Here is a 25,901-nt window from a genome sequence, read left to right as displayed (position 1 = left end):
CACGCCTCGATGTCCCTCATCATGAAACATACGACCTTACGCCGACTCAACAGCATCCAGGCAAAGCGATTTATTTGGCCTGTGAGTCTCGCAGCCGTGCTCTGCTTGATCGCGCTCACGCTGTCGCTCCAGCTTGCGCCCTGGCACCCTCGCTCAACCGAAGCGGGACCGCCCTGGATTTACGGCGATCCTCATGTCCGTTTCACGATCATCGAATATGCGGATCTGGAATGCCCGTACTGCCGCGCATACTACTCGGAGTTACGCCATTGGATCGATGCACATCATGACGTCAACTGGCAGTGGCGCCACTTTCCCTTGCCAATGCATGAACCCGCGGCGCGCCAGGAGGCGAAACTCGTCGAATGCGCTGGACGCACCGAAGGCCAGGAAGCATTCTGGATAGCGACAGCATGGGTCTACGCGCACACTCGCGGGAACGGCGATGGGGTGCCCTCTACGGTTCCGTTCCCTGGCCTGGATCACGCCATCGAACGCTGCCTTCAGGAGCCCACCGTCGACTCGGCGATCCAGCGGGATGTCGACCAGGGGCAAAGAGAACAAGTTCCCGGCACACCAACGCTCAAGATTCTGGATCACACGACGGGACGAACGTTGATCATTCCAGGCCCCGCGCGCGGCGATGCGCTGCTTTCCGCCATTGACCAGCTCGCCGCAGCCCCATCCCTGGCAGTACCGACAAACCATCTGAATAACGCTATGTCCGACCCTAAGACGACCACATTGCCCCCAAGATAGCCTAGGTCACAAGGCTACGGCGGCAGCGCCTCATCGATCCCGGATTCATTCATTGAGGCGCATCGCTTTCGTTCGCCTAGGCTGGCCATCGATGACACGAGGTGCCCGCGAGCGGGCACCTCGCTGGCGATCCGGTTACTTGGCGGCCTTGCGGACCACCCGCTTCTTCGCCACTTTTTTTGCCGTGGCGACTTTCCGCGGTGCATTCGGCGCCGATGCGGCGCTGATGAGCAGAGACTCGGCGGTCACACCGCGCTTGCCGATCGCCTCGACAAACCAGTTCGGCTTCTTGCCTTGCCCCGACCACGTCTTCGTCGGATCAGTGGGATGGCGGTATTTCGGAACGCCTGCCCCGGCTCGTTTGGCCCGAACCTTCACCTTGCCCATGGTTTCCGGATAAACCTCCGAGAGACTCAGACCCGACTTGCTGAGAATATCGTCAATGTGGGCACGCGTTTTCTGAACTTCTTGGATTCGTGCTTCGCTGAGTCTGGACTCTGCGTCCTTGATCAGATCCTGAAGTTGTTTGGCGCTAAGCCCATCCAGATTCTTATCCATGCATCCTCTCGTGTTTTATGAAAATGAAATAAGACAGCCTAAATAGCATTGACTCCAAATCATCATTCGTCAAGAGGAAATCATTTGACGTGGACATACGTCCATTCGGCCTCGCTAAGGCTTTGCCTCATTGATCAGATAACGTGCCAACCGCCGGAAATCATCGCGTGCCTCCCGGGCGGACAACGCAACGCACCCTGCCGCTCGGATATCAGGTAAGCCCATCACGCACGTCAACACGCCAGGTCAACAACGCGGTCGCGAGCCGCCCCGTTTTATTCCTAGCGATCGGTCGTGATCTCGGGCGGACTATGGGCCATACCACTTTCCGCTTCGCGTCCGGACACATCCATGCGTTGCTCATTCTGTTCTGTTTGCTGCCTGGGCCTCGGCGTCGTCGTCACGATGCTCGGCGCGCCGTCGCCAGCCAGCGAAGCCAATGCGCCCCACCTGATCGTCTTCACTGATCGGGCGCATCCCATCGTCGGCGCTTCGCCTGGACAGGTGGTATGGCTGGACGATATCGAACGCATCGAGTCCCAACTCAGCACCGGGTTGCCTCAGGACGCATCGGCAGCCGCCGCCGAAGTTCAACGTCGCCTTCAGCGCCAGCCCGGTATCCAGCTCCAGTTCGCATCAGCCTATGAGGGTGCCGTGAAGGCCTGGCACCTGGGCGTCGCTAAATTGCCTGCCGTCGTCGTCGATGATCGCTTCGTCGTGTACGGCGACCCGGATATCGGACACGCCATCGCACGCATCGCCGCCTATCGGAGCACGCATCCATGAATCCCTTTCGCTCGCGGCGGCTTCGTCTTGCGACAGCAGTCGCCCTGCTCGGCATCGGCACGTCGGCATTCGCACTCGACACCGCGACCATCATCGCGTCCTCGCTCTCCCCCGATTGCCTTGCATGGAAAGTCGTCGGGATCTGCTACTGGCTCCAGTGCACCACGTTCGGTTGCAGCGTCGAGACCTCCGCGAAGGTCCGCCACTACATTCCGGATGCGGTCGTCTCGAGCTACGCAAACACCGGAGCCAATCCATGGGTCGAGGTCCGACTCATGAGTACGTCCAATCCGACCGCCCAGGCGGGTGGGGATGGCACGACCAATCAGCCCCATGAAAACAACCTGACCCGGTTCAAGAATGCCGACGTGATCGGCGATCCGGCCGGCACGATTTTCAGTCGCTTCGCGAGCGGGTTCGGCTATACGTGCGATGGTGCCGCCACGCCGTTCATGCCCTACCTGCTCAGCACGCTCGACACCATCGCATGGCGCTACGGGGTCCCGGAGGCGGTCTATCCCGAGTCGTTGATTCCCGGTCGACGCGAGATTGGCGGCCGGTTGACCGACAACCTGTGGGGGAATGTCTACCCTCGCGGCGGCTTTCTGAATCAGGACAACGACTACGAAACCGGTGCCGTCGTCGCCGAGCGCGCGGGCGACGTGGTGACGCGCCGTGGCCAGATCCACGTCTATCGTCCATTGCTTGCGGACGCACATGATGGCTACTGGCCTGCCGGCGCGCTCATGGAAAGCGATGCGTCGACCGGCAAATGGCAGGAGCTGACGCCGACGCTATCGAAGACATGTGCGGTGTTTCCCCACACCAACAAACAGGTTCAGGCCAAGGAAGGCGACTACGCGTGGGCGCTTTGGCGACCTTATGCGTGCTGCCAGCGCCGGGGCCAGATCTTTCTCGGCAGCACGGATTTCACGGAGTAATGGCAATGACATATCGCACACGCGCTCAACGGTGGTTCCCCCGGCTGCACCGTGCGGGCCTTGCCACGGCAACCGGACTCCTGCTGACGAGCGCGGTCCTTCACGCGCAAACCCAGCTAACGAGCAATGGCGTCGATGTCTCCGGTCAGGTCATCGGCGATGACGTGCTTTACCACATCGGCGGCGGTCGCGCAGTCGCGATGAGCAGCACCGGCAACATGCAGAGCATCGGCGTAGGCCTTGGCTGGAACAACAACCTGATCTGCGGCAACATGAGCCTCACGAACACGCTGCAGAACCAGCTCAACGGCGTGACGAATGGCTTCCAGTCGATCATGTCGAACGTGATCCAGAACGCCACCAGTGCCGTCGCTTCGCTGCCGGCGCTGATCATCCAGCGGGCCGATCCCGGGCTCTACAACCTCCTCACCAACGGCATCCTGCAGGCGCGCCTGGATTTCGATCGCTCGAAGATGACGTGTCGCGCCATGGCGAACCGGATGGCTGATATCGCCGGCGGGCAGACCAGTTGGGATCAACTTGCAGAAGGGTTGTCGCTGACACAGTCAGTCAACAGCACTGACGCGGTATCCGCGATCAACCAAGCCGAATCCAGCCACGGCAATAACGGCGTCCCCTGGGTCGGCGGCAGCAACGCCGGCGGATCGGGCCAGAGCCCGATCAAGGTCGTCAGCGATGTCACGAAGGCAGGCTACAACCTGCTCAATGGTCGCAACGTCACGGACACGTCGTCGATCGGTACCACCAACTGCGCCGGCAGCATGACGTGCCAGACCTGGACGTCGCCGCAGGCCGCTGCAGACTGGGCGACGCGCGTGCTGGGTGAGCAGGTCACGCAAACATGCGAGGACTGCACGAAAACGCAGACGACGCCCGGCGTCGGTCTCACGCCGATGATCCAGGATGAATACCAGACAAAGCTGCAGGCGCTGAAGGACCTGATCACCGGCACGAAGCCGACGACCCCGGAGAACCTCGCCGCCGCCAGCAGCGATGCCGTGCCGATCACGCGCGGCGTGGTCGAAGCCCTGCGCGACGATCAGGATCAAGACGTCCTGGGGCAACGCCTGGCGTCCGAAGTCGCTTTGTCCAGCGTGCTCGAAAAAGCGCTACTGCTCCAGCGCACACTGCTGACCGGGAAAGAAGAACCCAACGTCGCGGCGAATCAACTGGCCCAGCAGGCCGTCGGTCAGGAAAACACGACGCTGGAGCAGGAGATCAGCAACCTGAAGACGGAGCTTGAGCTGCGTCACGAGCTGACCGGGAATTCGCCGATGGCGATCGTCGAGCGCAATACAGCACGCGCCGCTGGCTCACGCGGGATCTACCAGGGTGACCCGGTTCGCGATCGGCTCGACACCATCCAGAAGCCGAAGGGCAGCACGCCGTGAGCACACGACTCGGTGCCCGGGTGCGCCGGGCCCTCCCCGCCCTGCTCGGTCTCGGCGCGATCGTGACCGTCGCGTTCCTGATCAACGCGGTGGGGATTCGCATAGCCGGTGACGCGGATCACTGGACGCAATGGATGCACCGCCACGTGAACTATTTCCGCGTGTGGCGCCTGCTGCTTTACGCCGGCACGGCGTGGGGCTGGTGGTGGATGCGCCGGAGGCTGCTGGCGCGCGAACCGGCACCGGAGACCCGCGCGCGATTGCTTCGCCTCGAACTGGCGGCGGTGACCGCCCTCGCCTTGCTGGAAGGCAGCACTTGGCTGCGTTAACGCGCAGGAACATGCCATGACGCTCTATACCACCGACTATCTCGAATACTATCTGACGCTCGTCGCCTGGATCGTCAATAACGGCATCTGGAACGTGCTGGTGGCCAGCGGCATCTTCGCACTGCCGTTCCTCGCCATCGTGCTGCAGGAGTGGTTGCGCGCCCGTGCCGAAGGCGCTGACGAGGGTAACAAGGGGGTGCTCTCTTCCGTTCGCATCGAGAATCGCGTGTTTGTGGCGATCGTCGTCATCATGTTCGCCGGCATCCCGTTCATTCCGGTGAACCTCAGCACGATACAGTTCGACCAGACGCGCTCGGTGCAATGCCAGGTCAACACACCGACCCCGCAGGACACGGGATGGGCGACCTCGTTCACGACGCTCAACAACCAGAGTGCGCAGGTGCCGGTATGGTGGTTCTTCATGCACGCGATCTCGAAGGCGATCACGGGTGCCGCCGTCGCAGCCATTCCGTGCGGCACGGATCTGCGGCAGATCCGTATGGACATCGACAACACGCGGATCAATGACCCGGTGCTGGCTCAGGAAGTCGCCGATTTCACGCACGATTGCTACGGCCCCTCGCGCGCGAAGCTGTTCACGAACCGGCCCACGCTCACCGACCAGCAGACGGATGACGTGAACTGGATCGGGTCGAGCTATTTCATGAACACGGGGGGCTACTACAACACGTACCACTCGAGCACGCCGCGCACCGCGTGGCCATACGACGCGACACGTGACGCGGGCCTGGCTCAGGTGCCGAACGGAGGCGGCTATCCCACGTGCACGCAGTGGTGGTCAGACGGCGACAACGGCCTGCAGGCGCGGCTTCTGGCTCAGGTCTCGCCCGACCTCCTGTCACGCCTTGGCAAATGGGCCGGCTTTCTGTCGCAGACACAGGTCGACGACGCCGTGATCCGCGACATCGTGGCACCAAGCCAGCAGACCATGAATCAAGGGCAGGTCTATACCGACTATGGCGGTCAGATCGATGAAACGTTTTTCAATGGCGTCAATCGACTGACCTCGAATGTCGGACTGTCTGCCGGATCAGTGGGATTCTTTCCCGGCATGGACGTGGTGCGTCAGGCATTGCCGATGGTGCTCTCGTTTCTGAAGGCCGCGCTGGTGATCTGCATTCCGCTGGTGCTGCTCATCGGCACCTACGACCTAAAAAACGTGGTCACGATCAGTTGCGTCGAGTTTGCCCTCTTCTTCGTCGACTTCTGGTTCCAGCTCGCGCGCTGGATCGACAGCACGATCCTCGATGCGCTCTACGGCAGTGGTTCACCGCATCAGACGTTCAATCCATTCATGGGTCTGAACAACGGGTTCGGCGACATGCTGCTCAACTTCGTGATGGCAGCGATGTTCGTCATCCTGCCAACCTTTTGGGTTGCTGCATTGAGCTGGGTTGGCGTGCGAGCCGGCACCGTCATTCAGGGCCTTTCTTCGGGCACGAAAGAAGCTCAGGCAGCCGGATCAAAGGGGCCGGGAATTGCGACGAAGGCGCTCAAATAATCAACGAATCTCAAGCCTCTTCGTCCTCTGGGTCGTGGGGATCAATCCGATAGCCATCGGACGTGTAGAGTCCATAGCCCGCGACGCCATTTCTCCACTCGGTCGGCCGCTCCTCCTCCCAATCGGTGTTGCGTGCAACCCAAGCCCCAGCGATGGCGAACGCAAGCAGCAACGTCAGCCAGAACGCCACATAGAGCAACACGCCAAGCGCGGCGAGCTTGACGACCCACAGCGCCGAGCTAGCTACACGCGCGGGCATGCCCTGCGCGATCAACGTGCCGAGCAACTGCTGCTCCCGACGAGCATACCAACGACACGCACGACCGGCGATCTGGCCGGCTCGCTGGGCCCAGGGGTGGTGGTGAGTGGTAGTGGTCATGAAGCACCTCGCGTTTCGCGCCGTTCGGCGATCCGGCACGACATTCATCATAGTCCGTGGGTCGGGCGACTAGCCGGCCGAGTATCGGTCCTGCGCCTGACCGCTTTATTGAGCAATCTCGAAAACACTCGCCGAATGCTTAGATTTCGTATTAAAAATATACCATGAGGCTAATTTTACTACCAAAGTCACGTATCACGCCCGCCGCAACGATCCATGTCGCTTGGATTTTGTGCTATTTTTATACTATGGGGCTAAATTCACGACATCAGGTACTCAAGCGGCTGCAGGCGGAGCTACCTCGCGGGGCACCGTTCGATCTGGCGACCCTCGCTCACCTGGGCGTCTCGCCGCAGCTCGCTGCGCGCTACGCCAAGGGCGGCTGGCTGGTCCGCCTGGCCCAGGCCGTCTATGCCTTCCCGAACGACGAATTTAGCGTCGATGGCGCTGTCCTCTTCCTTCAGCGACACGTGCCTGGTCTTCATATCGGTGGGAAAAGTGCGCTGGCCCTACACGGGGTTCGACACAACCTGCATCTGCATCACCGGGACACCCTCGTCCTGTGGGGAGACTCGCGCTTTACCTTGCCGGCCTGGTTCACCACACGCTTTCCGGCACGCTATGCCTATGCCCGGCTATTCGACTGGCCCGACACCGATCTGTCGACCCGATCGCTCGCGACGCCGCCCGGGATGCCTGAGACGTTACGGGTGTCTGTCGCCGAGCGCGCCGTGCTGGAATTGCTGTACGACGTCGGCGTCAAGGAAAGTCTCGACGAGGCGCGCAATCTGTTCGACAGTCTGCGCAGCCCACGCAAGGAACTCCTCGGACAGCTTCTTTCCTGCTGCACGAGCATCAAAGCGGTTCGGTTGTTTCTAACCTGGGCCCGCGAAACCCACGTTGTCGATGTCGATGCCATGCTGAACCAGTATGCCGTTCGCACCGGTAGCGACGCCCGCTGGACGAGCCGGCTCGATGACGGCACGCTCCTGAATCTGAAACCCCATGGATAAAGCCTACGCGGATACGGTCCGCCTGCTGCTCGCGGTCGCACCCGCCGTGTTCGACAACGCGATCTTTGCCATGAAAGGCGGCACGGCCATTAACCTGTTCGTCCAGGATATGCCGCGCCTATCGGTCGACATCGACGTGGTGTATCTCCCCCGCGAGGTACCTCGCGACGACGCGCTGCAGGCGATCAACCAGGAGTTGGCCGCTGTCGCCGAACGCATGGCCCCGCTCGGCGTGGAGACGCGTCTGGTTCGAAGTAAGGATCTCGGCGATACCAAAATGATCGCCGAGAACGAGTCCAGCCAGGTCAAGGTGGAAGTGAACACGGTTTTCCGCGGCACCGTGTTGCCCCCCATATCGCGCCCACTCAGCGCCGGTACGTCCGATCTCTTCGGCGTCGAATTCGAAGTGCCTGTGCTGGCTTCCGACGAACTCTATGGCGGCAAGCTGGTGGCCGCGATGGACCGGCAACACCCGCGTGACCTGTACGACGTGTGGCAGCTTTATCAGTCCGGCGGCATCACTAAGGGCATGGTCGAGTGTTTCATCATCTATCTGGCGGGGCACAACCGCCCTATCCACGAAGTACTGTTCGGCAACGACAAGGACATAGCCGCCGAGTACGACCGAGCCTTCATCGGCATGACCCGAACACCGTGCACGCTGCCGACGCTGCTTGATGCACGGACACGCATGCGACATGAACTCCCGGCCCTGCTCAGCGCGCGCCATCGCCAATTCCTGCTCGGGCTCGCCCGCGCCGAACCCGACTGGTCCCTGCTGCCATGCCCCCACGCGGCGGAACTTCCCGCACTGCGATGGAAGTTGAGCAACCTCGAAACGTTTCGCCAACGCCGCCCCAAGGATTTCGCCGCCCAGGTGGAGACGCTGGAAACACGTCTCGCAGCCCATTAGCGGGCTACGGCCGCACGCCATAAACGGACCACCCAGCCATTCCGCAGGCATGAAGAAAGCACCCGCAGATGGCCGGGCGCTTGCGCGCCCTTGGATTCGGGACGCCAATCCATGGGACCGAACAAGTCACCACAATTTCAAGGTGAATCGTGGCTCAGGCTTTTCTCACACGGTGTCCATCCGTTGCGGTGCTGGCACGCCTTCCAGCTATTGCCCGGGAAGCTTCATCTGGATTTGCATCGCCGGTTGCGCCTGCTGCTGGGTCATGTCCTGCCCTTGCACCTGCGTCTGCTGCTGCGTTTGAAGTTGTACCTGTGCCTGCTGCTGCGTGACCTGCTGGAATTGCGCGCTGCTCTGCTCGAGCGGCGTATTCATGCCCTGCATGGTGGGCACTTCAGCGACCGTCTTTAGCGGCGATGTATTCTGCGCCACAAACATCGTTGAGCCATCTTTCATATCTGGCAAGAGGTAATCGATTTGACCGATTCCCGCCCCCAGCGCGGCAACGGTGGCGGCCCCAGCAAGATTGGCAGTTCGCTGGTCTGAGGTGCGGCCGATTTGGGTGTCCAGGTCGGCAAGCTTGCCGTACGCCTGCATGTATAGGCCATTCCCAGGATGAGCCGCATCCGATAGCAGGTATGCTTTGGCGGTATCTGTAAAGGCGCTTTGAGCATTCGACTTCGCCTCCACTTGATCCTTCAACGCCTTTTGCGTGGTGGGTCCGGCGACGCCATCGATGTCTAGGCCGTGATCTTTCTGAAAAGCAGCCACGGCGGCTTTGGTGTCATTGCCGTAAGACTTGTCCGGTGTGATGAGATCGCCCTTATGGTCTTTGTAGCCCAGGTCGCGAAGTTCCGTTTGCACTTCGCCTACGGCGTCGCCCTTATCACCCCGTTGCAGTAATCCGCTCGCATGGGCATGGCCGTGATGCGCCGGCGTCGATACGTCTGCGTGGTTGCGCTTGTCGAAATCGGGGTCAGCGGGCAGGACGGGGTTCTTTTTCTCATAGTCCTGCACAAATTTTTCGTAAGCTGGGACGTAAGGCATGATGTGCTTTTGGGACAATTCAAGACCGCCAAATTCCGCAGATGGTCCGTCGTGGTGGTATTTATAAATATATTCCTCGCCTTTTCCGCGGGATTTAGCCAGGGCGGCATCGTCTTTGTAGGTGGCGACGAGGGCCTCGGCCTGCTTTGTCAGATCGCCGCGGTTGGCATCGGTGATGGCATACCCCTTGGCGGTTCCGTCCACAAATTGCCCGAGTCCATAGGCTGTCGTGGTTCCTGCTGCAGCATCGGGATTAAAGCCGGATTCGGCGCGCCCCATGGCAAGCACGTAGGCTGTCTCGTGCTGATTAAGGCCGGCTTTTTGCGAGGCTTGAATGATGGCGTCAATGGCGCGCGATTGAACCTCGGGGCTCGCATCGCCCCATATATGCGAATTGCCTGCGAGCCTGCCCGGCGAATTATCTATAGGGTCGCGGTAGTGCGTCTTATCTGGGTCTTTGATTTGACTGTCTAAATACGCCAGCCCCTTCTTTTGAATGAGGTCGGTATAGATTTCGTCATTATCGGCCATGGCTCACCTCGGCGGTGCAGAGTGGATTTCCTTTTCCGTCGATATGGGGGCCGACGCACACAATGCTGTTAGCCTGGTAATGGCCTAAATTGAGTTTCTTGCTCAGGTCATCGAACGATCGATTGTTTGGTGCAATGGACTGCGTGGGCGGTGCGTCGGGAATATCGATCGTTGCCGGGTTGCTCGTCGTCAGAAGCTTGCCGCGCGTGTCGTACAGATGATGCCATTCGCAGACATCGCATCCGCTGGGGAGTGAGCCAAACAGCACATAGAAATATTGGTTGTGGTCGGCCTCGGACGTCACGCACGCCAAGCCTATCGGGGATTGCTCTTCGATGCCGCTGGGGTTGCCAAGCTTTTGCGCCTGGGCGCCGTCTGTTTTGATAGTCAAGACCGGGTGCAAGCAGTCCGCTTTGCCTTTGCCAAGCGATCGACACTGAAGTGCCATCTCACTGGCACCACATGGCTCGGATACGACGGCCACGCTGGGCGCGGTCGATGCGGCATAACTGGACAGGGAGGCCAGCGTTAGGGATAGCAGCGCTGTCAGAAGGGCGTATTTCACGATCAGGGCTCCATGTGATCTGTACATGCAAGTCGCTGCGGGCGAGATCGCGTCCGATCAGGGGTCACCCCCAGCACTTTGAGCCTAGCACGCTGACTGCTGCCGCTCCCACACCCTGTTTTCGCGCATGCAGATTGCCGAGCGCTGCAGTGAAGCCGCTTCATGGCCTGGCGGAGCAAGCGCGAAGTTCGATGTGATGAGGCTGAGCGATGTCATAGTCCATCCAACGACACCGCCCGTTGCACGCTTCAAAGTGTGATCCATGTCCTCAAATGGGCGCACATGGCCATTTGCCGGACGCACGGCGCTGCCGCTGCCGTGCCCGCGTCAGAACGTGCCGGTGCGCGTCGAGCCTGTCGCCGTGATACCACCGGATGGAATATCACTGGATGTGGCGCCTGCGTCTGAATGGTGACCTGTCTCCTAAGCCCTTCGAAAGTGATAGGTCTCCCCGCAAGCACCGAACGACGTTCGCCGCGGACGAGGGGCGCGCTGGGATAGCACGCGCGGCCTCTTCCGCAGTTCAGACTTCTCAGGCGTCTCATGCATCGCCGCTTTCCGGTTCTACGTCGCACCGCTTTGATAGTGGCCAGGTTCCGCCGCAGCGCATCTAATAGCGCCAGGCTTGTCGCAATAGGTCCTCCGTCGCACGACGCCAAAGCCATAAGTCCGCCATCAAGGTCCACGTGATCTTCGCAGTCCTGTTGGTTCGCCAGTCGCGGACCCGTCTGTCGCGACGTTAAGCGATACCAGCGGCCTATCCGGCACCCATGGGGTGCGGCTGCGGCACATCGAGGTTGATGCGCCTCCGGAACATTGTTCTCCCACTGGTGGGGCATTCGATGCCCTACCGGCCCCGGATGCCCTGTTTTCTCGACACGGAGCATCTGGTTCTCCGTGCCGATGAACATTCATCCCGGTCAGGTGCTCCACCGTTTCAGGAGCATTAAACATGGGTATGGATGTATTCGGTAAGGCGCCGACCAGCAAGGTTGGCCGGTATTTCCGAAGCAACGTCTGGTGCTGGCACCCTCTTTGGCGCTATTGCGAAAAGATCGCGCCAGACATCATCCCTCGCAACAATCTCGGCCATTCCAACGATGGCTGGGGCCTTGATGCACGCGGCGCAAGCGCGCTGGCCGAACGGCTGGCGCGTGCGCTTGCCTCAGGTGAGACTGCGCAGTACGAACGGGCTCACGAGGCAGCATTGGCGGCCTTACCTCTCGTCCCTTGCACGATATGCGGTGGCACCGGCAACCGTGCCGAGCCACCGCATGTGGGCCCGGGGCCTTTGCATTGCAACGGTTGCGATGGGGAGGGGCGGACACCGCACTTCAGCACGTACTATCACTTCTCCACCGAGTTTCTCGGTAAGTTCGAAATGTTCCTGCGACATTGTGGAGGTTTCAAAATCATCTAAAGCCTGACAGGCAGCTCCAGACGATCGCGCACGGGGCTATCCCGTGCGCGATCGTTATCCCTACGAACCTCGCGCCATCTAGCTCAGTGTTAGATGTTCGGCAAGGTATGAATACACCGTGGCGATCCGCGCAATATGCCCCGACTCCGGATGCCTGAGCAGCCATAGCTGTGTCTCGCACTCCTGGATGGGGTCGCTTAGTTGAACCAGATCGCTACGGTCGCATGTCAAAAACAACGGAAGCAGCCCCACGCCAAGGCCACGCGCAATCCCTTCAGCGACCGACAGAATGCTGTTCACCATGTAACGTGGAACGATCGACGGATAATGGCGCTTCCGCCACGCCACCGACGGATGTTTCGGCAGCGCCTCATCCGGCGCGATCCATGCATAGCGCTCCAGATGGGACATCCCGTGCTTCGCCATGCCGTCGCCCCGTGGACCAAACAACGCGACCTTGATCGGTCCGATGTGCTTGCCGACGAGGTTGTCTGGCGGTTCACGCGTGGCGCGCACGGCAATGTCGCTGTCACGTTTGATCAGGCTGGCCGTTTCGTTGCTGGCGTCGAGTTGGATCTGCAAGCGAGGATGAGCGTCCGACAATGGCTTGAACACCGGCAGGATCAGTCCGTGCAGCAGCGTATCGGTCGTCGTTAATTTGACGACACCGGTGAGCTGGCCATCCCGCCGTTGATGCACGACGGCGCGCGCATCTTCCAGTTCAAGTTCGATGCGTTCGGCGCGTTGCGCCAGCTCCAGCGCGAGCGCTGTTGGCCGCGAACCTCCGCGTGACCGCTCAAACAAAGGCTGTCCCAAGCTCTTTTCCAGTTTTCGGATGGCTCTGAACACGGTCGACCCGTCGATGCCCAGCCGTTGCCCCGCTTCTGCCTGGGTGCCCGATCGGACCACCGCCAAGACGACCTCTAGATCGCTCGAACTCACCTGATAGTGCGTTTTCACAAGCATGGCTTGCATCCCTGTCCATTTACTCGCGACGTGCACGCGGTAACGTGCTCACAGCGCTACTTTAATGGAAAACCAAATGGATACGTCGAGCCAACGATGGGGTACAGCATTGCTGCGGGTGACCCTGGGAGTGATGTGGATATCCCATGCCCTATTGAAGCTGCTGGTCTTCACTTTGCCAGGCACCGCCCAATATTTTGAATCGGTGGGTTTCCCCGGATACCTCGCGTATCCAGTATTTACCGTGGAAATTCTCGGCGGCGTCGCCATTGTCCTGGGCTTGTACGCGCGACAGATAGCCCTGCTCATGGTCCCGGTCATGCTGTCGGCCGCCTCCGTCCACATCCACAACGGCTGGGTGTTCACCAGTACCGGCGGCGGCTGGGAATATCCGATCTTCCTGGCCATCGCCCTGGTCGTGCTGTGGCTGATCGGTGACGGCGCTTGTGCGCTCAGGACGACCTCACGCTTCACACTCGATGCGATCAATCATGCATCGCGCCGCCGACGTGTGGGCGAATCCGCTTAAGCAACGACGTGTAAGCCGGCCGACGCTGGCCTCCCTGTCATCGCCGATGCGTTGACGGAATCGACGTGTCACGACAACCCCAGGAACCCGCAAGTCGGTCGTTCCTCACGGAGACATTCGCATGAAACTGTACTTTAGCCCCGGCACCTGCTCCATGGCCGTCCATATTGCCTTGCGTGAAGTGGGCGCGCCGTTTGAAGGCATCAAGGTCGACCTGGCGACACACACGACCGAGGATGGCGGAGACTATTACCAGGTTTCGCCGCGAGGCTATGTGCCCTTACTGGAAACCGATGACAGCGCGCGACACACGGAAGTCGTCGCCCTGCTGCTCCGTATCGCGGAAAGTGATGCCTCGCATGGCCTGATTCCGCCCGTCGGCAACGCCGCGCGCCAAGACGCCGTTCAGTGGCTTGCTTTCATCAGCAGCGAGTTGCACAAGACCTTCAGCTGGCTGTGGTCCAGCGACACGGCCGAGAGCACGGTGGCTGCCTGCAAGAAGAAGCTGGCTCTGCGTTTCCATGAACTCGACCAGCATCTCGCCGGACGGGAATACCTGGCTGGCAAGCGCTTCTCGATAGCCGACGCGTACGGCTTCACCATCGTCAACTGGGCAAACTTCCTGGGCATCGATCTGAAGCCCTACCCACACCTCAGTGCCTATTTGGACCGTGTTGCGGCACGACCGAGCGTGCACGAGACGATGACGGCAGAAGGTCTGATCAAAGCAGCCGCTTGATGCACGCGGCGACCTGATATCGCGCTCATCGCTATTGGAAAGGAGTCCTCCCATGCTAGTGCTGGCCAGTCACGTGCTCTGCCCGTATGTGCAACGCGCAGCGATCGTGCTCGCGGAGAAAGAGGTGCCGTACGAACGCCGCGATGTGGACCTCGCGCGCAAACCGGCATGGTTTCTGGCGATATCGCCACTCGGCAAGACGCCCGTGTTGCTGGTCAATCAGGCGCCCATCTTCGAGTCGGCCGTCATCTGCGAATATCTTGAGGAAACCCTGCCTCGCCCGCTGCACCCGCAAGATCCGTTACATCGCGCGCAGCATCGGTCCTGGATGGAATTCGGCAGCGCGATCCTCAATGCGATCGGAGCCTTCTACGCAGCGCCGGATGCCGATGCCCTGGAGCGCAAGCAACATGAGCTGCGCGTCAAATTCACCCAGCTCGACGATGCGTTGGGTGACGGGCCCTATTTCGCCGGCTCGCATTTTTGCATGGTCGATGCCGTGTTCGGCCCGGTGTTTCGTTACTTCGATGTGTTCGACACGATCGCCGATTTCGGCATCTTCGCGCAGCGCCCCAAGATCCAGGCATGGCGCCACGCACTCGCGAACCGGCCATCGGTCATCGCCGCCGTCAGTACCGACTATCCCGCGGCGCTCGAGAAATTCCTGGTGGCGCGCGGCTCCGAGCTGTCGCGGCTGATCCTCGCGCGCCGCTCCGCACGCCCGACCGCTTCCCACCCATAACCGCCTTGCTAGCCCCGGCCTGTGAGAGCGACAGGCCGCTCTTCTCTCCGTTCCGCGCACGTTCCCGCCACACCATGCCCCCGCGGCATCCAGGCCGTCTCGCTTTACCCCGCGCAGCACCGCCTCTCCGACGAGATCTCACATGCAGACCTATCAACGCGAAGAGCTATGGTTTCCGTGCTCCCTCGACATCCTTGCCTGGGACGACGCCTTCCATGCGCTGATGCTCGGTGACCAGTTGCGCATGGAGGCCTACGAAGCAGCGATCAAGCGGGCGATCAAGCCCCGGGACATCGTCGTCGATCTCGGCACCGGCACCGGCATCCTGGCGCGTTGGGCGTGCGAAGCGGGCGCCCATCGCGTGTACGGCATCGAGTGCAACGCGAACATGCTCGATCGGGCAAACAATACATTGACGCACCTGGGCTACGGCGAACGCTTCATCGGTCTCAACGCACTGTCTTACGCCGTCGAATTGCCCGAACGGGCGGACGTGATCGTCTCGGAGATCATCGGGAACCTCGGGGATAACGAAGACTGCGGACGCATTCTTGCCGACGCACGACAGCGCATGCTGGCACCCAAAGGCCGCATGTTGCCGCAGCAACTTGCCACCTACCTCGTGCCGGTCTGTTCGCCCAACCTCCACCGCCAGATCAGCGAAGGGGTCTGTCGTTCGGTCAGCCAGACCCAGGACATCCGCCAGTTACTTGACGCTCTCGGGCTGCGCTCGCCGTTCGACACCTACTATGACGCCATCCTTCCACGTTCGACCTATTTGAGCCTACCCCAGCCAGCGCGTCGATTCGACTTCGAAGAGGACGGGTACGCCACCGACTACACCGTCGCCCTGCGCTTCCCCGCGAACGCCTCGGGCACCCTGACCGGATTCAAGGGCTTTTTCGTCGCCGATCTCCGCAACGGCATCTTGCTGAACATCGAAGGCGACGATCACGGGATCGGCCGCTATTCGGACAGCTGGAAGCACGCTTACCTGCCGCTACAGCAGCCGCTCACCGTACACCGCGGCGACGTCATCGACGTCACACTTTCGCGTCGAGCCCAGAACGGCACCGATTCGCCCTTTGCCTGCCGCTACCACTGGAAAGCCAACGTGCATTCGTCGCAAGGCATCGAACGGATGCCGGCGTGACGGCCCGACGCTTCGGCGCCGGGATGTGTGATCCCGTCACGAACGGCGGGCAACCAAGGAGGCTGTGGCGCACCGGAGCAAACCCGACGGAATGCCTTTGGTACGTCCACAACCGAGATGTAGCCACTCAATGGACACGATGATGAACAACATGCTTGCCGAGAAAAATCAGGATGCCTTCGACGCCCGTGTCTGTCCCGCCGAACTGGAGCCCGGGCTGGACGGACTGGCCGATATCACCCAGCACGAAATCCTCGCGCTGCGCACCGAATACAACCTCGCTGACGCGCACACGCATCAACGCCAGTCGATGACCCAGCGCGACATCGTGGCCCGCCTGCCTCAGCTATGGTACGAGTCGGAGCAAACCACGCAGCACGCGCTGGAGCAACGCTTCCTCCGCAAGTTTTTCACCCTGCATCGCCAGGACACGGCGATGATGCTGAACCGCACGATGCTCTTCTACGCCGCATCGATCGCGATGATGGCGGTCGCGACCTTCGTCATGCGTCGCCGCATGACGGTCAGTCTGATCGACCCGTGCTTCGACAATCTGCACGACATCCTCGCGAACATGCACGTGCCGCTGCTACCGCTCAAGGAAGAACTGCTCACCTCCGGGCCAGGCCTGTACGCGCGCCTCGAAAACACCGTCACCGGCGACGTGATCGCGCTCGTCGATCCCAACAATCCGACCGGTGCGAGCCTCCTCACCCGAGGGGGCAAGGCGTTCGAAGAACTGGTGCGATTCTGCAAGGACCATCACAAGATCCTGATGGTCGACCTGTGTTTCGCCTCGTTCGCCCTGATGGATACGCAGCACGGCCGGTGCGATGTCTACGCCCTGCTGGAGCGCTCCGGCGTCAGCTATCTGGTCATCGAGGACACCGGCAAGACCTGGCCGGTACAGGATGCCAAATGCGCCATGCTGACCTGCAGCGAGGATCTGCATGCCGCGCTGTACAACATCCAGACGAGCATCCTGCTGAACGTGTCGCCCTTCATCCTCAACATGCTCAGTGCGTATCTGGACGACTCCCTCGCCGATGGTCTCGCTTCCGTCAAGACGGTGCTCGATGAAAACCGCGCGTACGTCAGGCAGGCGTTGATCGGAACGCTACTGCGCATCATCGAGCCGGAAGTGCAAGTCAGCGTGGCCTGGCTGGAGATCACCGATCCGGAGATCACCGCCACGCGCCTCTGCGAGTCCGGCTATGCACGGAATGTCTACGTGCTACCCGGCACGTACTTCTTCTGGAGTCGCAAACGCGTGGGTGAGCGCTTCATCCGCCTGGCACTGGCGCGTGAACCATCCAGCTTCCGTGCCTCGGTCGACGCGTTGAAAGAGGCCCTCGATGCGCTCCGCTAAGCCGCCCGAGGTCGAGTTCTTCGACGCCACCCTGTTCCTGGGGATGAACAGCGACCAGGAGACGGTCCGTATCGCCTGCAAGAACTTCTTCGCCTCGCGCATGGACGGCGAGCTGTCCACCAGCCTCGACCAGGTGGGCGCCTGCGACGACGTGATCTGGCGCTATGCGCGCCAGCAGCAGGATCGGTACTACCCGTTCATGGACGTATTGCACAGCATCGTCGTGATCCATCGCCGGCCTTATTCGGATACCGAGCTGCAACGGGCCGCGCAAAGCGAGGACTTCGCGGGCCTGAACGCGAGCCAGCGTCTGCTTTGCAGCAAGGTCAGTTCCGCCGGCGGCCGGCTGTACACCCTCTGCCCACACCTGCTCGCTCGCCGGAACCTGGCAGTATCCGCGCCGCCGTCGGGTGACGAGCTGTCGTTCCCGCCATCCCTGGAGACGCTCTACCAGGCCTCCCTGGCGTTGCGTGTCCCGCTCACGGCGCTAAGCGCATGATCCACCGTATCGAAGGTATTGTCGTGCCGCTGGTGACACCGCTGGCAACGGACTTCCGCGTCTGCGAAAGGAGTGTCGCGCGGCTGATTGACTCCGTTCGGAACCACGCGACCGCCCTGCTGCCCGCCCTGAGTTCCGGCGAGGGCGGCCGGCTTTGCCGTTCACAGTGGAATACCATGGTCCACTACACCGTACGGCATGCGGGCGGCCTTCCGGTCTGCCCGGGCGCCATCGTTGAGTCCGATGACGAACTCCTGGCACGCAGCCGCTTCGCGGCGGATGCTGGGGCCGCTGGCCTCACGGTGGTGGTGCCACCTCTCGGGGGAGCGGATACCGAAGCGGTCATCGCCCGCTTCCAGCGTCTCAGCGTCGCGTCACCCTTGCCGTTGTTCCTGTATCACCACGGTAGCGAAGGCGACATTGAGTTGGTGGTACAGGCGCTGTGTCGTCTGTGCCAGCTACCGCGTGTGCTCGGCATCAAGGAATCCAGTCGTCGGCCAGAAATCGTGCTTGCGCTGAATCAGTGTGCGCTGCCCTGCGGCGTGCTGCAGGGCTGGGAAGATCTGTTGTGGCAGGCACCCGGCGCCGACGGTCACGCCGTGGCGCTCGCCAACCTGGAGATCGCCGCGTGTGCACGCATGCGATCGACGCCCAGCGAACCACTCCAGCGCGACATCGACCGGTGGTGCGAGGACTACCAGTTGTTCGACGATGACTGGTATGCCGCGATCAAACGGGAACTGCACCAGCGCGGCCTGCTGTCCACGGCGCTGACGACGGAAACGGCCTTCGCGTCCCCGGGTGTCGCGTGAACGTGGCCCCGATGATCGCCAGGGAAGGCGTCACGTCGCAGCGCATGCTGTTCGAACACCATGGCGCCGTGTTCGACCCCACGCGCCTCGTCGCATTTGCCGCCTACGAGGCGCAATGGGTGGGCCAACTGATCACCGCGCTGCCTCCCGCGCCGCCAGTGCGGTCCTTCAAGGATTTCCGGGCGACCCTGAACACGCTGATCGAAAGCGACGCCGCCACGCCCTCACCCAGCGAACAATTTCTGGCACGGGAAGCCAGCCGCACCCAGTTCAGGGTCATCGTTGAGCAGTTCGCGGTCGACGGCTTGACCGAAGCCCAGGCGTTTCTGGCGATCCTGCCGCGATTGCCGCTTCGCGCCCAGGCGGCCGTGCAACGCATCCTGATCGATGAATTCGGCTGCGGCAACGTCGAGATGATGCACACCCAGCTCTACTGCAATCTGCTCAGGGAACTGGGCTCGCCGATCGAACTTGAACCGTTCGTGGCCTCAGCCCTCGACCCGGTGTTTGAGTTCGTCAATATCTTTCACTGGATGACCAAGCGCGCGCACCAGGTCGATTATTTCCTCGGCGCGCTGGCATGGTTCGAGGGTGTCGTGCCGACACTCTTCGCACCCTACGTCGCGGCGTGTGAGCGTCTCGGCATCCACGCCCACCCCTATTACAGCGAACATGTCCATATCGATGTGTTCCATGCGCGCAGCGCACTGCTGGCCATCTCGGAAACCGCGCGAGTCATTCCGTTCGATTATCAAAAAGCCTGGACTGGTGTGCGCCTGGCGCACGCCACGGCCAGCCGTGCCTTCGAGGCGGCGGTGAGCTTGGCCCGGAGCTGCACCCCATGACCGATCGGGTCAGCATTGAAGCCCACGGCGCGCGCTTTGAGGTCGCCGCCACGTGCCCACATCGCGGGGCACCCATGAAATACGGCACCGTGACCTGCACGCCTCACGGTCGCTGCGTCATCACCTGCCCGTTGCACTTCTCCCGATTCGATCTCGACACCGGTGAGGTACTCAACGGTCCCGCCACCCTCCCCCTGGATGTAACGCCATGACCCAGCACAACCGCGTCAGAACCCTGATGCTCGCGTTGTTTCTGCTCGCCGGCGCAGCGGTCGCGCAACAGGACAACGCCGACCGCAGTCGCCCAGGCAACCCGCTGGATGACCTGCTCCAGGCCAACCACGCGTCTGCGCTGAACGCGCCCGATGAGACATCCTGGCTGTTGTTCACCTACGTCACGACGCCCGCGGGCGACCACGGCGGTCACCGAAGCCGCTTCGAGAGCTGGGCGTCCGATCACGACACCTTCAACCGCCATCCCCAATGGCCCGGCGACACCGCTGCCCTGCATTTACATGCCGCCGTACTGCAAGCCGATCAGGCTCGGCGGCTGGAGGCGGCGCCAGGCGCCCAGCCGCAGGTCTCGGCCCAGAACCTCGAAGAAGTGCGGCGCAACCGTGCCACCTTCGATTACATCGTCGACCACCAGCTCTATACCCAGGAAGGTCTCGCTGCGGCCTTCGCTGCTGGCAAGCCGATCGTGTTCCCCCTGGACTCGATCGAAGTGAAGGGGGACTGGATTCCCGCCGACAGCCCCGGTGTGGACGCGAGCCGTTATCACATCAGCGTCGGTTCGGATGGCAAGCGCTATGCGTTGGCCTCGATGCACATCACCACCAAGCTGATTCCGAACTGGACCTGGGCCACGTTCGAACATGAGGACAACGCGGGCCGCTGCGATTACATCGGCTGCCACGACAGCTTCGGCGCGACCCTGCCGCAGGTAGCCCCCTTCTCCGCATTGGGTGAGCGGTATCCGGCCTGTCGCAAATCACCAGCCCTGCGCACGATCTTCGCGAAAGCAGGCCTCGATGAAGCCTGGCAGCACTATTGCCTGAAGGGTTCGCAGATGGACTTCACGGACAGCACGGGCCGGCCCATCCTGCTCGGCAACACGATCCCCGAGAAAGGCATGGTCAATACGGCATCGTGCATGACGTGCCACGCGCGTGCGGCCTTCGGCAAGGACGGATTGAAAACCTCGGAGGACGGCTCACTCGATCCCGCGCCGGTCGCCTCTTGCCCCACAGGCGCACCATGCAGTCCCAACGGGGCACCGACCCCGAGCTGGTTCTGGCTACGCGATCTCCCTGTCGCGATGCAGACCGATTTTGTCTGGGCCATTCCGTATTGCGCGGTGCCGATCGGGCAGGAAGTGGGCCCCTGCGGATAGCCACGCACACGAAGTCCCCCGCCAGTCAATGCACTGTTAGGAATCTCACTGCACGTAGCGGCGTACTTGACCATTGGTTCGGAATGCGAATCTATGTAGAGTTAGCAAGGCGGTAGATGAATGCCGCACTGACTGATTCGATAGTCGAATCAGCGGTACAAATGAGGACACGAGCAATGTCACACGGAGACGAGCTCAAGTCAGCCATTGCTGACTTCGTCGCGGGACAGATCGCCAACGCTAGCAGCACGCAAGCCGCTCGGTTGGCCCACGCTTTCAAAGCCGAGATTCGTCGTCTGCGCGAAGACGGCGTCGAAAACGAACACGCGCTCTCGCTTGATGCAAAGTACGAAGACGGCGAGTTCACTGTCCGCGTCGCGTTCAATGAGAACTACACGATGACGGTCATGTATCAGGCTAGCAGTGATGACGCAACCGTCGGCGCGATTTACCTGGGACTCGCGGAAGCCGATGACGAGCTGTGCCGGCTCGCAGGCCTGATGCTCTCCGAGGGGTGGGTCAAGGGTTACAGCGAATGATCGGGACGCACATCCCTAAAATGTTCAATCCTCGCGTGAAACAACCGGGGATTCGGGCCAGAGTGTCGCAAGCGGATTCTGACGTTGTCTCGTCTGCGACCACGACGCTTCGTCGTGAGATGTGGGCGTGCCCCACCAACGCGGCGGATATGCGGATGTTTCGCGAAATCGCTGCATCGAGTGACTTTTCTACCCCTCAGTTGCCTCCTATCATCGATCCCGGGCTCAAGCAGATTCTCGTGCCGCAGCAGGATTGGGCAACGGACGGTTATGTCTCCGTCTCGCCGGTAGCCAGCGCCGGTCTTGCGCACGAGGTTTTCGCTCGTCTACCCGAACGAAAGCTGCCGAGCCACCGGTGGATGATCCAGTCGATCCCGGCAGCGGTAGCAAATCACGGTGAGACGTTGTTGGTACAGGACGGGGCCGTACGGCTGATTCGGCGAGGAGTCTCAAAAATCCTGATGCATTCCGAGTTGCAGGGTAACGCTCCCGCAGTCGTACTGCGTGGACGAGTGGAACGGATGAACGTGGCGGGCGGAATGCTTAGTGTCGGGTTGCCTGCGATTACAGCCATCGGCGGACTCGTACATTCGATCGAGCGGCGCGTTGGCTCAGCGCTGGAGTTCGCCATTGGCCTCAATGATTCGCGATGGGTAGCGGGCGCGCGACATACGGTGACGCGTGGGGCAACAGTCGTGCCCGTTGCATTACAAGGCCGTATTCGGGCAGGACAGGCGTACGGCACCGTAGTGCCGAAGTACGGCTACCAGCGCGATGAGATTCAGGCGAACGGGCATTTCTTGTTGCTCGTTCGCGGGGGCCCCAGCGATGCAATTGGCGAAGAGTTGAAACGCATCACACGCTTCGCTGGTGGCAGCGTATTCGACTCCGTGGTCGACATCATTCAGCCAGGCGCAAGGATTGAACCTGCGTCGTTCATCGTCGACGCGTCGCAAGAATTACGGCGACGCCCCGCAGGTACTGACGCGCTCGACGCCGCCTTGAGCGCCTACGGTCGCGACGGTAGCTGGATAGACCGAAATTGGTTTCAGCATAGAAACGGATACTCTCTCAGCATGAGCGGATATGCGTGGTTGGAGCCTCCACAAAACCGTAAAAACAGTCGCGACAACTACCCGCATGTTTGGGCCGAACCTGTTTTTTCTCTGGTGACGCAGGGTCGGCTCTCGGAGATGGCCTGGTGGCGCCTGCGTTTCGGGGCTGCCGGCGTTCGCTGGGCAGCATAACTGAGGCGTGCGCTGCCTAGACTCAGTGCACGTAGGGTCGACCATGTTGAGCAGGCCCACCATGTCTACGTCGAAGCGCCCCACGGAACAACGACCTTCCCACACTACAAATCAGACATCGGCTTCAATCGTCACGAACGCCCTATCGACGCACGGCTCACTCACGGCAACAGGAATCCACCGCAATGCACGGCCCCATTGCTGCCTTGACCGCACCAGAGCCGGAAGCGGAGCCTACTCACGGCATCCTCTTAGATCTCGAAGCCGTCGTTTTGATACCACCCGATGGAATATCACTCGATGTGATGCTGCGCGTCGGAACGGTGGCCGGTAGACGACAGTCGATCTCTCTGCCAGCGTGGCGCAGACCGATCATTTCCACTGGGAATCATCGCGGCTTCCCCATCCAAGCGTTCGACGAGTCGGCACCGGCCACATTCCGCTATTCCAACTGAAGCACGCGATGATGCAGGTGCCATTCTCGGCCGCATTGATTGCGGCTGGCGCCATCTGATCGTTCTATACGAAAAGATGACGCCCAAAGGGTAATGGCCCCAAGGGTTGGAAAGAGCAAGGGAATGGGGTCAAGGGCAAAGGCCCTACCCGAAAAGGCAAAAAGGCCATTGCCGCAACAACCTTCCGGAGTCGCCATGTTCTCGCTGTTCCAGCGCAAAACGATCGTATCCTTTCCGACTCACTCGCCGGCACCAGCACCGGACCAGCCCTCGAAAGGGCTGACGCAGCCCGAGTCAGCGGACTCGCTGCTGGCCAAACCGCGCCGGCAGAAATTGCTGGAACACATCTGGCAACGGACATCGGTATCGCGCAGCCAGTTTGCATCGTTGTATCGTGCGCCCCTCGAACGCTACGCCGAACTGGTCCAGCAGTTCCCCGCATCAGAAAGCCATCACCATGCCTACCCGGGCGGCATGCTGGACCACGGTCTGGAAATCGTGGCCTACGCCCTCAAGCTGCGGCAATCGCACCTGTTGCCCGCAGGCGCGCCGCCCGAAGCACAAGCGGCCCAAGCTGAGGCCTGGACCGCCAGTGTTGCCTATGCAGCGCTGCTACACGACCTCGGCAAGATGGCCGTCGACTTTGAGGTCGAGCACGCAGATGGAACGGTGTGGCACCCGTGGCATGGGCCGCTTCAGAAACCGTACCGGTTCCGCTATCGCAAGGAACGGGAATACCGGCTCCACAACGCCGCGACTGGGTTGCTGTACACACGCATTCTTGATCCAGCCATCTTCGACTGGCTCAGCGGCTATCCGGAGCTTTGGGCCGCACTGATCTATGTCCTCGCCGGACAGTACGAGCACGCCGGCACCCTCGGCGAACTGGTCATCCAGGCCGACCAGGCCTCCGTCGCCCAGGAGCTTGGCGGTGACCCAGCCCGTGCCGCGGCTGCGCCCAAACAGGCGCTTCAGCGCAAGCTGCTCGATGGGCTGCGCTATCTGCTAAGGGAAGAGTTCAAGCTGAACCAGCCTGAGGCCTCTGATGGTTGGCTGACCCAGGATGCCTTGTGGCTGGTGAGCAAGACGGTGTCCGACAAGCTGCGCGCGCACCTGCTGTCACAGGGCATGGATGGCATCCCCGCCAGCAACACGGCCGTCTTCGATGTGCTGCAGGACCATGGCATTGCCCTGCCCGCCGCAGGCGGCAAGGCGATCTGGCGGGCCACGATCACCAGCGCAACGGGATGGTCACACAGCTTCACGCTGCTGCGGATGTCCCCGGCACTCATCTGGGAAGCCCACGAGCGTCCCGCCGCTTTCACCGGCGAAATTCGCGTCGACATGGACGCGTTATCGTCCGGCGAAGTGACCGCACCGGCCCAGCCATCGGCGCCGACCACAGCTGCCATTACGACAGCACCAGCGTCATCGCCGCCCCCCAGCGTCGTTGAAAACGACGCACTGGCCGGACTGCTGGACCTGATGGCCTCGGAACCGACGACGCAGGCAGTTGCGGCCCCCGCAACGGTGCCCGCCCCTGCACCATCCGTAGCGCCGGGCGGTTCGACGCTATCCGTGACGACAGCGAGCGTCCCAGCTTCGCCCAGCGGCGTCCCGGAAGAACCTTCGGGCGACCATTTCATCTCATGGCTTCGTCAGGGTGTCGCAAGCCGCAAGATCATCATCAACGATGCGAAGGCGCTTGCGCACACGGTCGCCGACACGGCTTACCTGGTGAGCCCTGGTGTGTTTCAACGGTACGCGCAAGAACACCCGCAGATCGCACGCCTCGCCAAGGACGCGCAGCTCGACAGCTGGCAATGGGTGCAGAAGCGGTTCGAGCAGTTGCGGTTACACCGCAAACAGGCAAGCGGATTGAACATCTGGACGTGCGAAATCACCGGGCCACGCAAGACGCGACGCGTACACGGGTATCTACTATCCGCACCCACTAGCCTGTTCGGTGATGCCGATGTCCCTGCCAACAATCCGTATCTGAAGCTGATCGAGTGAAAAGCGCGATGTCACAGCAGACGTGATGAAGCCGCCATTAACGATCTGATAATGCGCGGAACGCGTTGCGCGTCACAAAACAAGCCTCACCTACACCAAAGTAGGAATGTGCCTACAGACATGCCCTAGCGTGATTGGCCAAAGTAAACCTGCCCTAAGTGTCTGGCCGAATGGTGTGGCAGGCCGACGATCTGGGCTCCCCCAAGCCCCCCCTTGGGGGCCTTATTCCATAGACGCTGCTTTTAAGCAGCGTTGCGATTAAACGAATCGGAACAGATAAGTCGATCACCCCACTGATCGCTTTATCCACGACAACAAGGATAGGTGATGCGTGAGTAGCCCCGCGAAAACCTCTGTAACACCCGGCCAACGAATGCCATAGCGCTGTCATCCGCGCTCTTACTTCCGTCTTGGGGCCGGCC

Annotated in this window: 27 protein-coding genes; 22 read left to right on the top strand and 5 right to left on the bottom strand. The window is 61.3% G+C overall.

Annotation, left to right across the window (positions count from 1 at the left end; genetic code table 11):
• Positions 1 to 21 precede the first annotated feature (21 nt).
• Positions 22 to 759 carry a thioredoxin domain-containing protein gene (locus DIE11_RS17260; protein WP_124625793.1) on the top strand — a complete coding sequence of 246 codons (738 nt, stop codon included), beginning with the start codon at positions 22 to 24 and terminating at the stop codon, positions 757 to 759.
• 135 nt (positions 760 to 894) lie between these two features.
• Here DIE11_RS17260 and DIE11_RS17255 read toward each other — a convergent pair whose 3' ends face one another.
• Positions 895 to 1,317 carry an H-NS family nucleoid-associated regulatory protein gene (locus tag DIE11_RS17255; protein WP_124625792.1) on the bottom strand — a complete coding sequence of 141 codons (423 nt, stop codon included), beginning with the start codon at positions 1,315 to 1,317 and terminating at the stop codon, positions 895 to 897.
• 351 nt (positions 1,318 to 1,668) lie between these two features.
• Here DIE11_RS17255 and DIE11_RS17250 point away from each other — a divergent pair, with 351 nt between their 5' ends.
• From DIE11_RS17250 to DIE11_RS17230, 5 genes are read left to right on the top strand one after another with little or no spacing between them, the layout of a single operon-like run.
• The gene (locus tag DIE11_RS17250; protein ID WP_124625790.1) at positions 1,669 to 2,103 is read left to right on the top strand and encodes a TIGR03757 family integrating conjugative element protein; all 435 of its coding nucleotides are present in this window, start codon (positions 1,669 to 1,671) and stop codon (positions 2,101 to 2,103) included.
• Positions 2,100 to 3,044: a TIGR03756 family integrating conjugative element protein gene (locus DIE11_RS17245; protein ID WP_124625788.1), complete on the top strand. Its 945-nt coding sequence runs from the start codon at positions 2,100 to 2,102 to the stop codon at positions 3,042 to 3,044. The genes DIE11_RS17250 and DIE11_RS17245 overlap by 4 nt, the downstream gene beginning before the upstream one ends.
• 5 nt (positions 3,045 to 3,049) lie before the next feature.
• Complete coding sequence (locus tag DIE11_RS17240; RefSeq protein ID WP_124625786.1) at positions 3,050 to 4,456, top strand: integrating conjugative element protein; 1,407 nt, start codon at positions 3,050 to 3,052, stop codon at positions 4,454 to 4,456.
• The gene (locus DIE11_RS17235; RefSeq protein ID WP_124625784.1) at positions 4,453 to 4,785 is read left to right on the top strand and encodes a hypothetical protein; all 333 of its coding nucleotides are present in this window, start codon (positions 4,453 to 4,455) and stop codon (positions 4,783 to 4,785) included. Before DIE11_RS17240 ends, DIE11_RS17235 begins: the two co-directional genes overlap by 4 nt.
• Positions 4,786 to 4,801: 16 nt before the next feature.
• On the top strand, positions 4,802 to 6,307 hold the full coding sequence (locus DIE11_RS17230) for a conjugal transfer protein TraG N-terminal domain-containing protein (protein ID WP_124625782.1): 1,506 nt from the start codon (positions 4,802 to 4,804) through the stop codon (positions 6,305 to 6,307).
• Between the two features lie 10 nt (positions 6,308 to 6,317).
• Here DIE11_RS17230 and DIE11_RS17225 read toward each other — a convergent pair whose 3' ends face one another.
• Positions 6,318 to 6,686, bottom strand: a complete 369-nt coding sequence (locus DIE11_RS17225) for a DUF3742 family protein (RefSeq protein WP_124625779.1) — start codon at positions 6,684 to 6,686, stop codon at positions 6,318 to 6,320.
• Positions 6,687 to 6,934: 248 nt separating this feature from the next.
• Between DIE11_RS17225 and DIE11_RS17220 the strand changes: the two genes are divergently transcribed.
• Positions 6,935 to 7,699, top strand: a complete 765-nt coding sequence (locus DIE11_RS17220) for a type IV toxin-antitoxin system AbiEi family antitoxin domain-containing protein (RefSeq protein WP_124625996.1) — start codon at positions 6,935 to 6,937, stop codon at positions 7,697 to 7,699.
• Positions 7,692 to 8,612, top strand: coding sequence for a nucleotidyl transferase AbiEii/AbiGii toxin family protein (locus DIE11_RS17215; protein WP_124625777.1), 921 nt, complete (start codon positions 7,692 to 7,694; stop codon positions 8,610 to 8,612). Before DIE11_RS17220 ends, DIE11_RS17215 begins: the two co-directional genes overlap by 8 nt.
• 207 nt (positions 8,613 to 8,819) lie before the next feature.
• On the opposite strand, the gene DIE11_RS17210 is transcribed toward DIE11_RS17215, so the two are convergent.
• Both DIE11_RS17210 and DIE11_RS17205 read right to left on the bottom strand, forming a co-directional pair.
• Entirely contained in the window at positions 8,820 to 10,190 is a 1,371-nt protein-coding gene (locus tag DIE11_RS17210) for a phage tail tip lysozyme (RefSeq protein ID WP_124625775.1), read from the bottom strand.
• The gene (locus DIE11_RS17205) at positions 10,180 to 10,755 is read right to left on the bottom strand and encodes a hypothetical protein (protein WP_124625773.1); all 576 of its coding nucleotides are present in this window, start codon (positions 10,753 to 10,755) and stop codon (positions 10,180 to 10,182) included. Before DIE11_RS17205 ends, DIE11_RS17210 begins: the two co-directional genes overlap by 11 nt.
• Positions 10,756 to 11,707: 952 nt before the next feature.
• Between DIE11_RS17205 and DIE11_RS17200 the strand changes: the two genes are divergently transcribed.
• Positions 11,708 to 12,175, top strand: a complete 468-nt coding sequence (locus DIE11_RS17200) for a hypothetical protein (RefSeq protein WP_124625771.1) — start codon at positions 11,708 to 11,710, stop codon at positions 12,173 to 12,175.
• Between the two features lie 78 nt (positions 12,176 to 12,253).
• Here DIE11_RS17200 and DIE11_RS17195 read toward each other — a convergent pair whose 3' ends face one another.
• Positions 12,254 to 13,150, bottom strand: coding sequence for a LysR family transcriptional regulator (locus DIE11_RS17195; RefSeq protein WP_311767590.1), 897 nt, complete (start codon positions 13,148 to 13,150; stop codon positions 12,254 to 12,256).
• A 67-nt stretch (positions 13,151 to 13,217) separates the two neighbouring features.
• On the opposite strand from DIE11_RS17195, the gene DIE11_RS17190 reads away from it, so the two are divergent.
• The 13 genes from DIE11_RS17190 (at position 13,218) to mobH (ending at position 25,479) form a co-directional block, all read left to right on the top strand.
• Entirely contained in the window at positions 13,218 to 13,670 is a 453-nt protein-coding gene (locus DIE11_RS17190) for a DoxX family protein (RefSeq protein WP_124625769.1), read from the top strand.
• Positions 13,671 to 13,791: 121 nt separating this feature from the next.
• Positions 13,792 to 14,409, top strand: coding sequence for a glutathione transferase GstA (gene gstA / locus DIE11_RS17185; protein WP_124625767.1), 618 nt, complete (start codon positions 13,792 to 13,794; stop codon positions 14,407 to 14,409).
• A 52-nt stretch (positions 14,410 to 14,461) separates the two neighbouring features.
• Positions 14,462 to 15,151 carry a glutathione S-transferase family protein gene (locus DIE11_RS17180; RefSeq protein WP_124625765.1) on the top strand — a complete coding sequence of 230 codons (690 nt, stop codon included), beginning with the start codon at positions 14,462 to 14,464 and terminating at the stop codon, positions 15,149 to 15,151.
• A 142-nt stretch (positions 15,152 to 15,293) separates the two neighbouring features.
• Positions 15,294 to 16,304 (top strand): class I SAM-dependent methyltransferase, encoded by a 1,011-nt coding sequence (locus DIE11_RS17175; protein WP_124625763.1) that lies wholly within the window; start codon positions 15,294 to 15,296, stop codon positions 16,302 to 16,304.
• Between the two features lie 142 nt (positions 16,305 to 16,446).
• Positions 16,447 to 17,673: an aminotransferase class I/II-fold pyridoxal phosphate-dependent enzyme gene (locus DIE11_RS17170; protein WP_260437133.1), complete on the top strand. Its 1,227-nt coding sequence runs from the start codon at positions 16,447 to 16,449 to the stop codon at positions 17,671 to 17,673.
• The gene (locus DIE11_RS17165) at positions 17,660 to 18,172 is read left to right on the top strand and encodes a DUF6190 family protein (protein WP_124625761.1); all 513 of its coding nucleotides are present in this window, start codon (positions 17,660 to 17,662) and stop codon (positions 18,170 to 18,172) included. Before DIE11_RS17170 ends, DIE11_RS17165 begins: the two co-directional genes overlap by 14 nt.
• Complete coding sequence (locus DIE11_RS17160; RefSeq protein ID WP_124625759.1) at positions 18,169 to 18,984, top strand: dihydrodipicolinate synthase family protein; 816 nt, start codon at positions 18,169 to 18,171, stop codon at positions 18,982 to 18,984. Before DIE11_RS17165 ends, DIE11_RS17160 begins: the two co-directional genes overlap by 4 nt.
• Before the next feature lie 11 nt (positions 18,985 to 18,995).
• Positions 18,996 to 19,829, top strand: coding sequence for an iron-containing redox enzyme family protein (locus DIE11_RS17155; protein WP_124625757.1), 834 nt, complete (start codon positions 18,996 to 18,998; stop codon positions 19,827 to 19,829).
• Positions 19,826 to 20,041: a Rieske (2Fe-2S) protein gene (locus DIE11_RS17150; protein WP_124625755.1), complete on the top strand. Its 216-nt coding sequence runs from the start codon at positions 19,826 to 19,828 to the stop codon at positions 20,039 to 20,041. The genes DIE11_RS17155 and DIE11_RS17150 overlap by 4 nt, the downstream gene beginning before the upstream one ends.
• Complete coding sequence (locus DIE11_RS36725; RefSeq protein ID WP_221622460.1) at positions 20,038 to 21,222, top strand: hypothetical protein; 1,185 nt, start codon at positions 20,038 to 20,040, stop codon at positions 21,220 to 21,222. The genes DIE11_RS17150 and DIE11_RS36725 overlap by 4 nt, the downstream gene beginning before the upstream one ends.
• A gap of 176 nt (positions 21,223 to 21,398) precedes the next feature.
• Positions 21,399 to 21,761, top strand: coding sequence for a hypothetical protein (locus DIE11_RS17140; protein WP_124625753.1), 363 nt, complete (start codon positions 21,399 to 21,401; stop codon positions 21,759 to 21,761).
• A gap of 155 nt (positions 21,762 to 21,916) precedes the next feature.
• Positions 21,917 to 23,008, top strand: coding sequence for a hypothetical protein (locus DIE11_RS17135; RefSeq protein WP_124625751.1), 1,092 nt, complete (start codon positions 21,917 to 21,919; stop codon positions 23,006 to 23,008).
• 650 nt (positions 23,009 to 23,658) lie between these two features.
• Entirely contained in the window at positions 23,659 to 25,479 is a 1,821-nt protein-coding gene (gene mobH, locus DIE11_RS17130) for a MobH family relaxase (RefSeq protein WP_124625749.1), read from the top strand.
• Positions 25,480 to 25,901: the final 422 nt, after the last annotated feature.

Source organism: Burkholderia sp. Bp9012, from assembly GCF_003853825.1.
In the GTDB taxonomy this organism is placed as follows: domain Bacteria; phylum Pseudomonadota; class Gammaproteobacteria; order Burkholderiales; family Burkholderiaceae; genus Burkholderia; species Burkholderia diffusa.
This window is presented reverse-complemented; position numbering and strand designations above follow the sequence as displayed.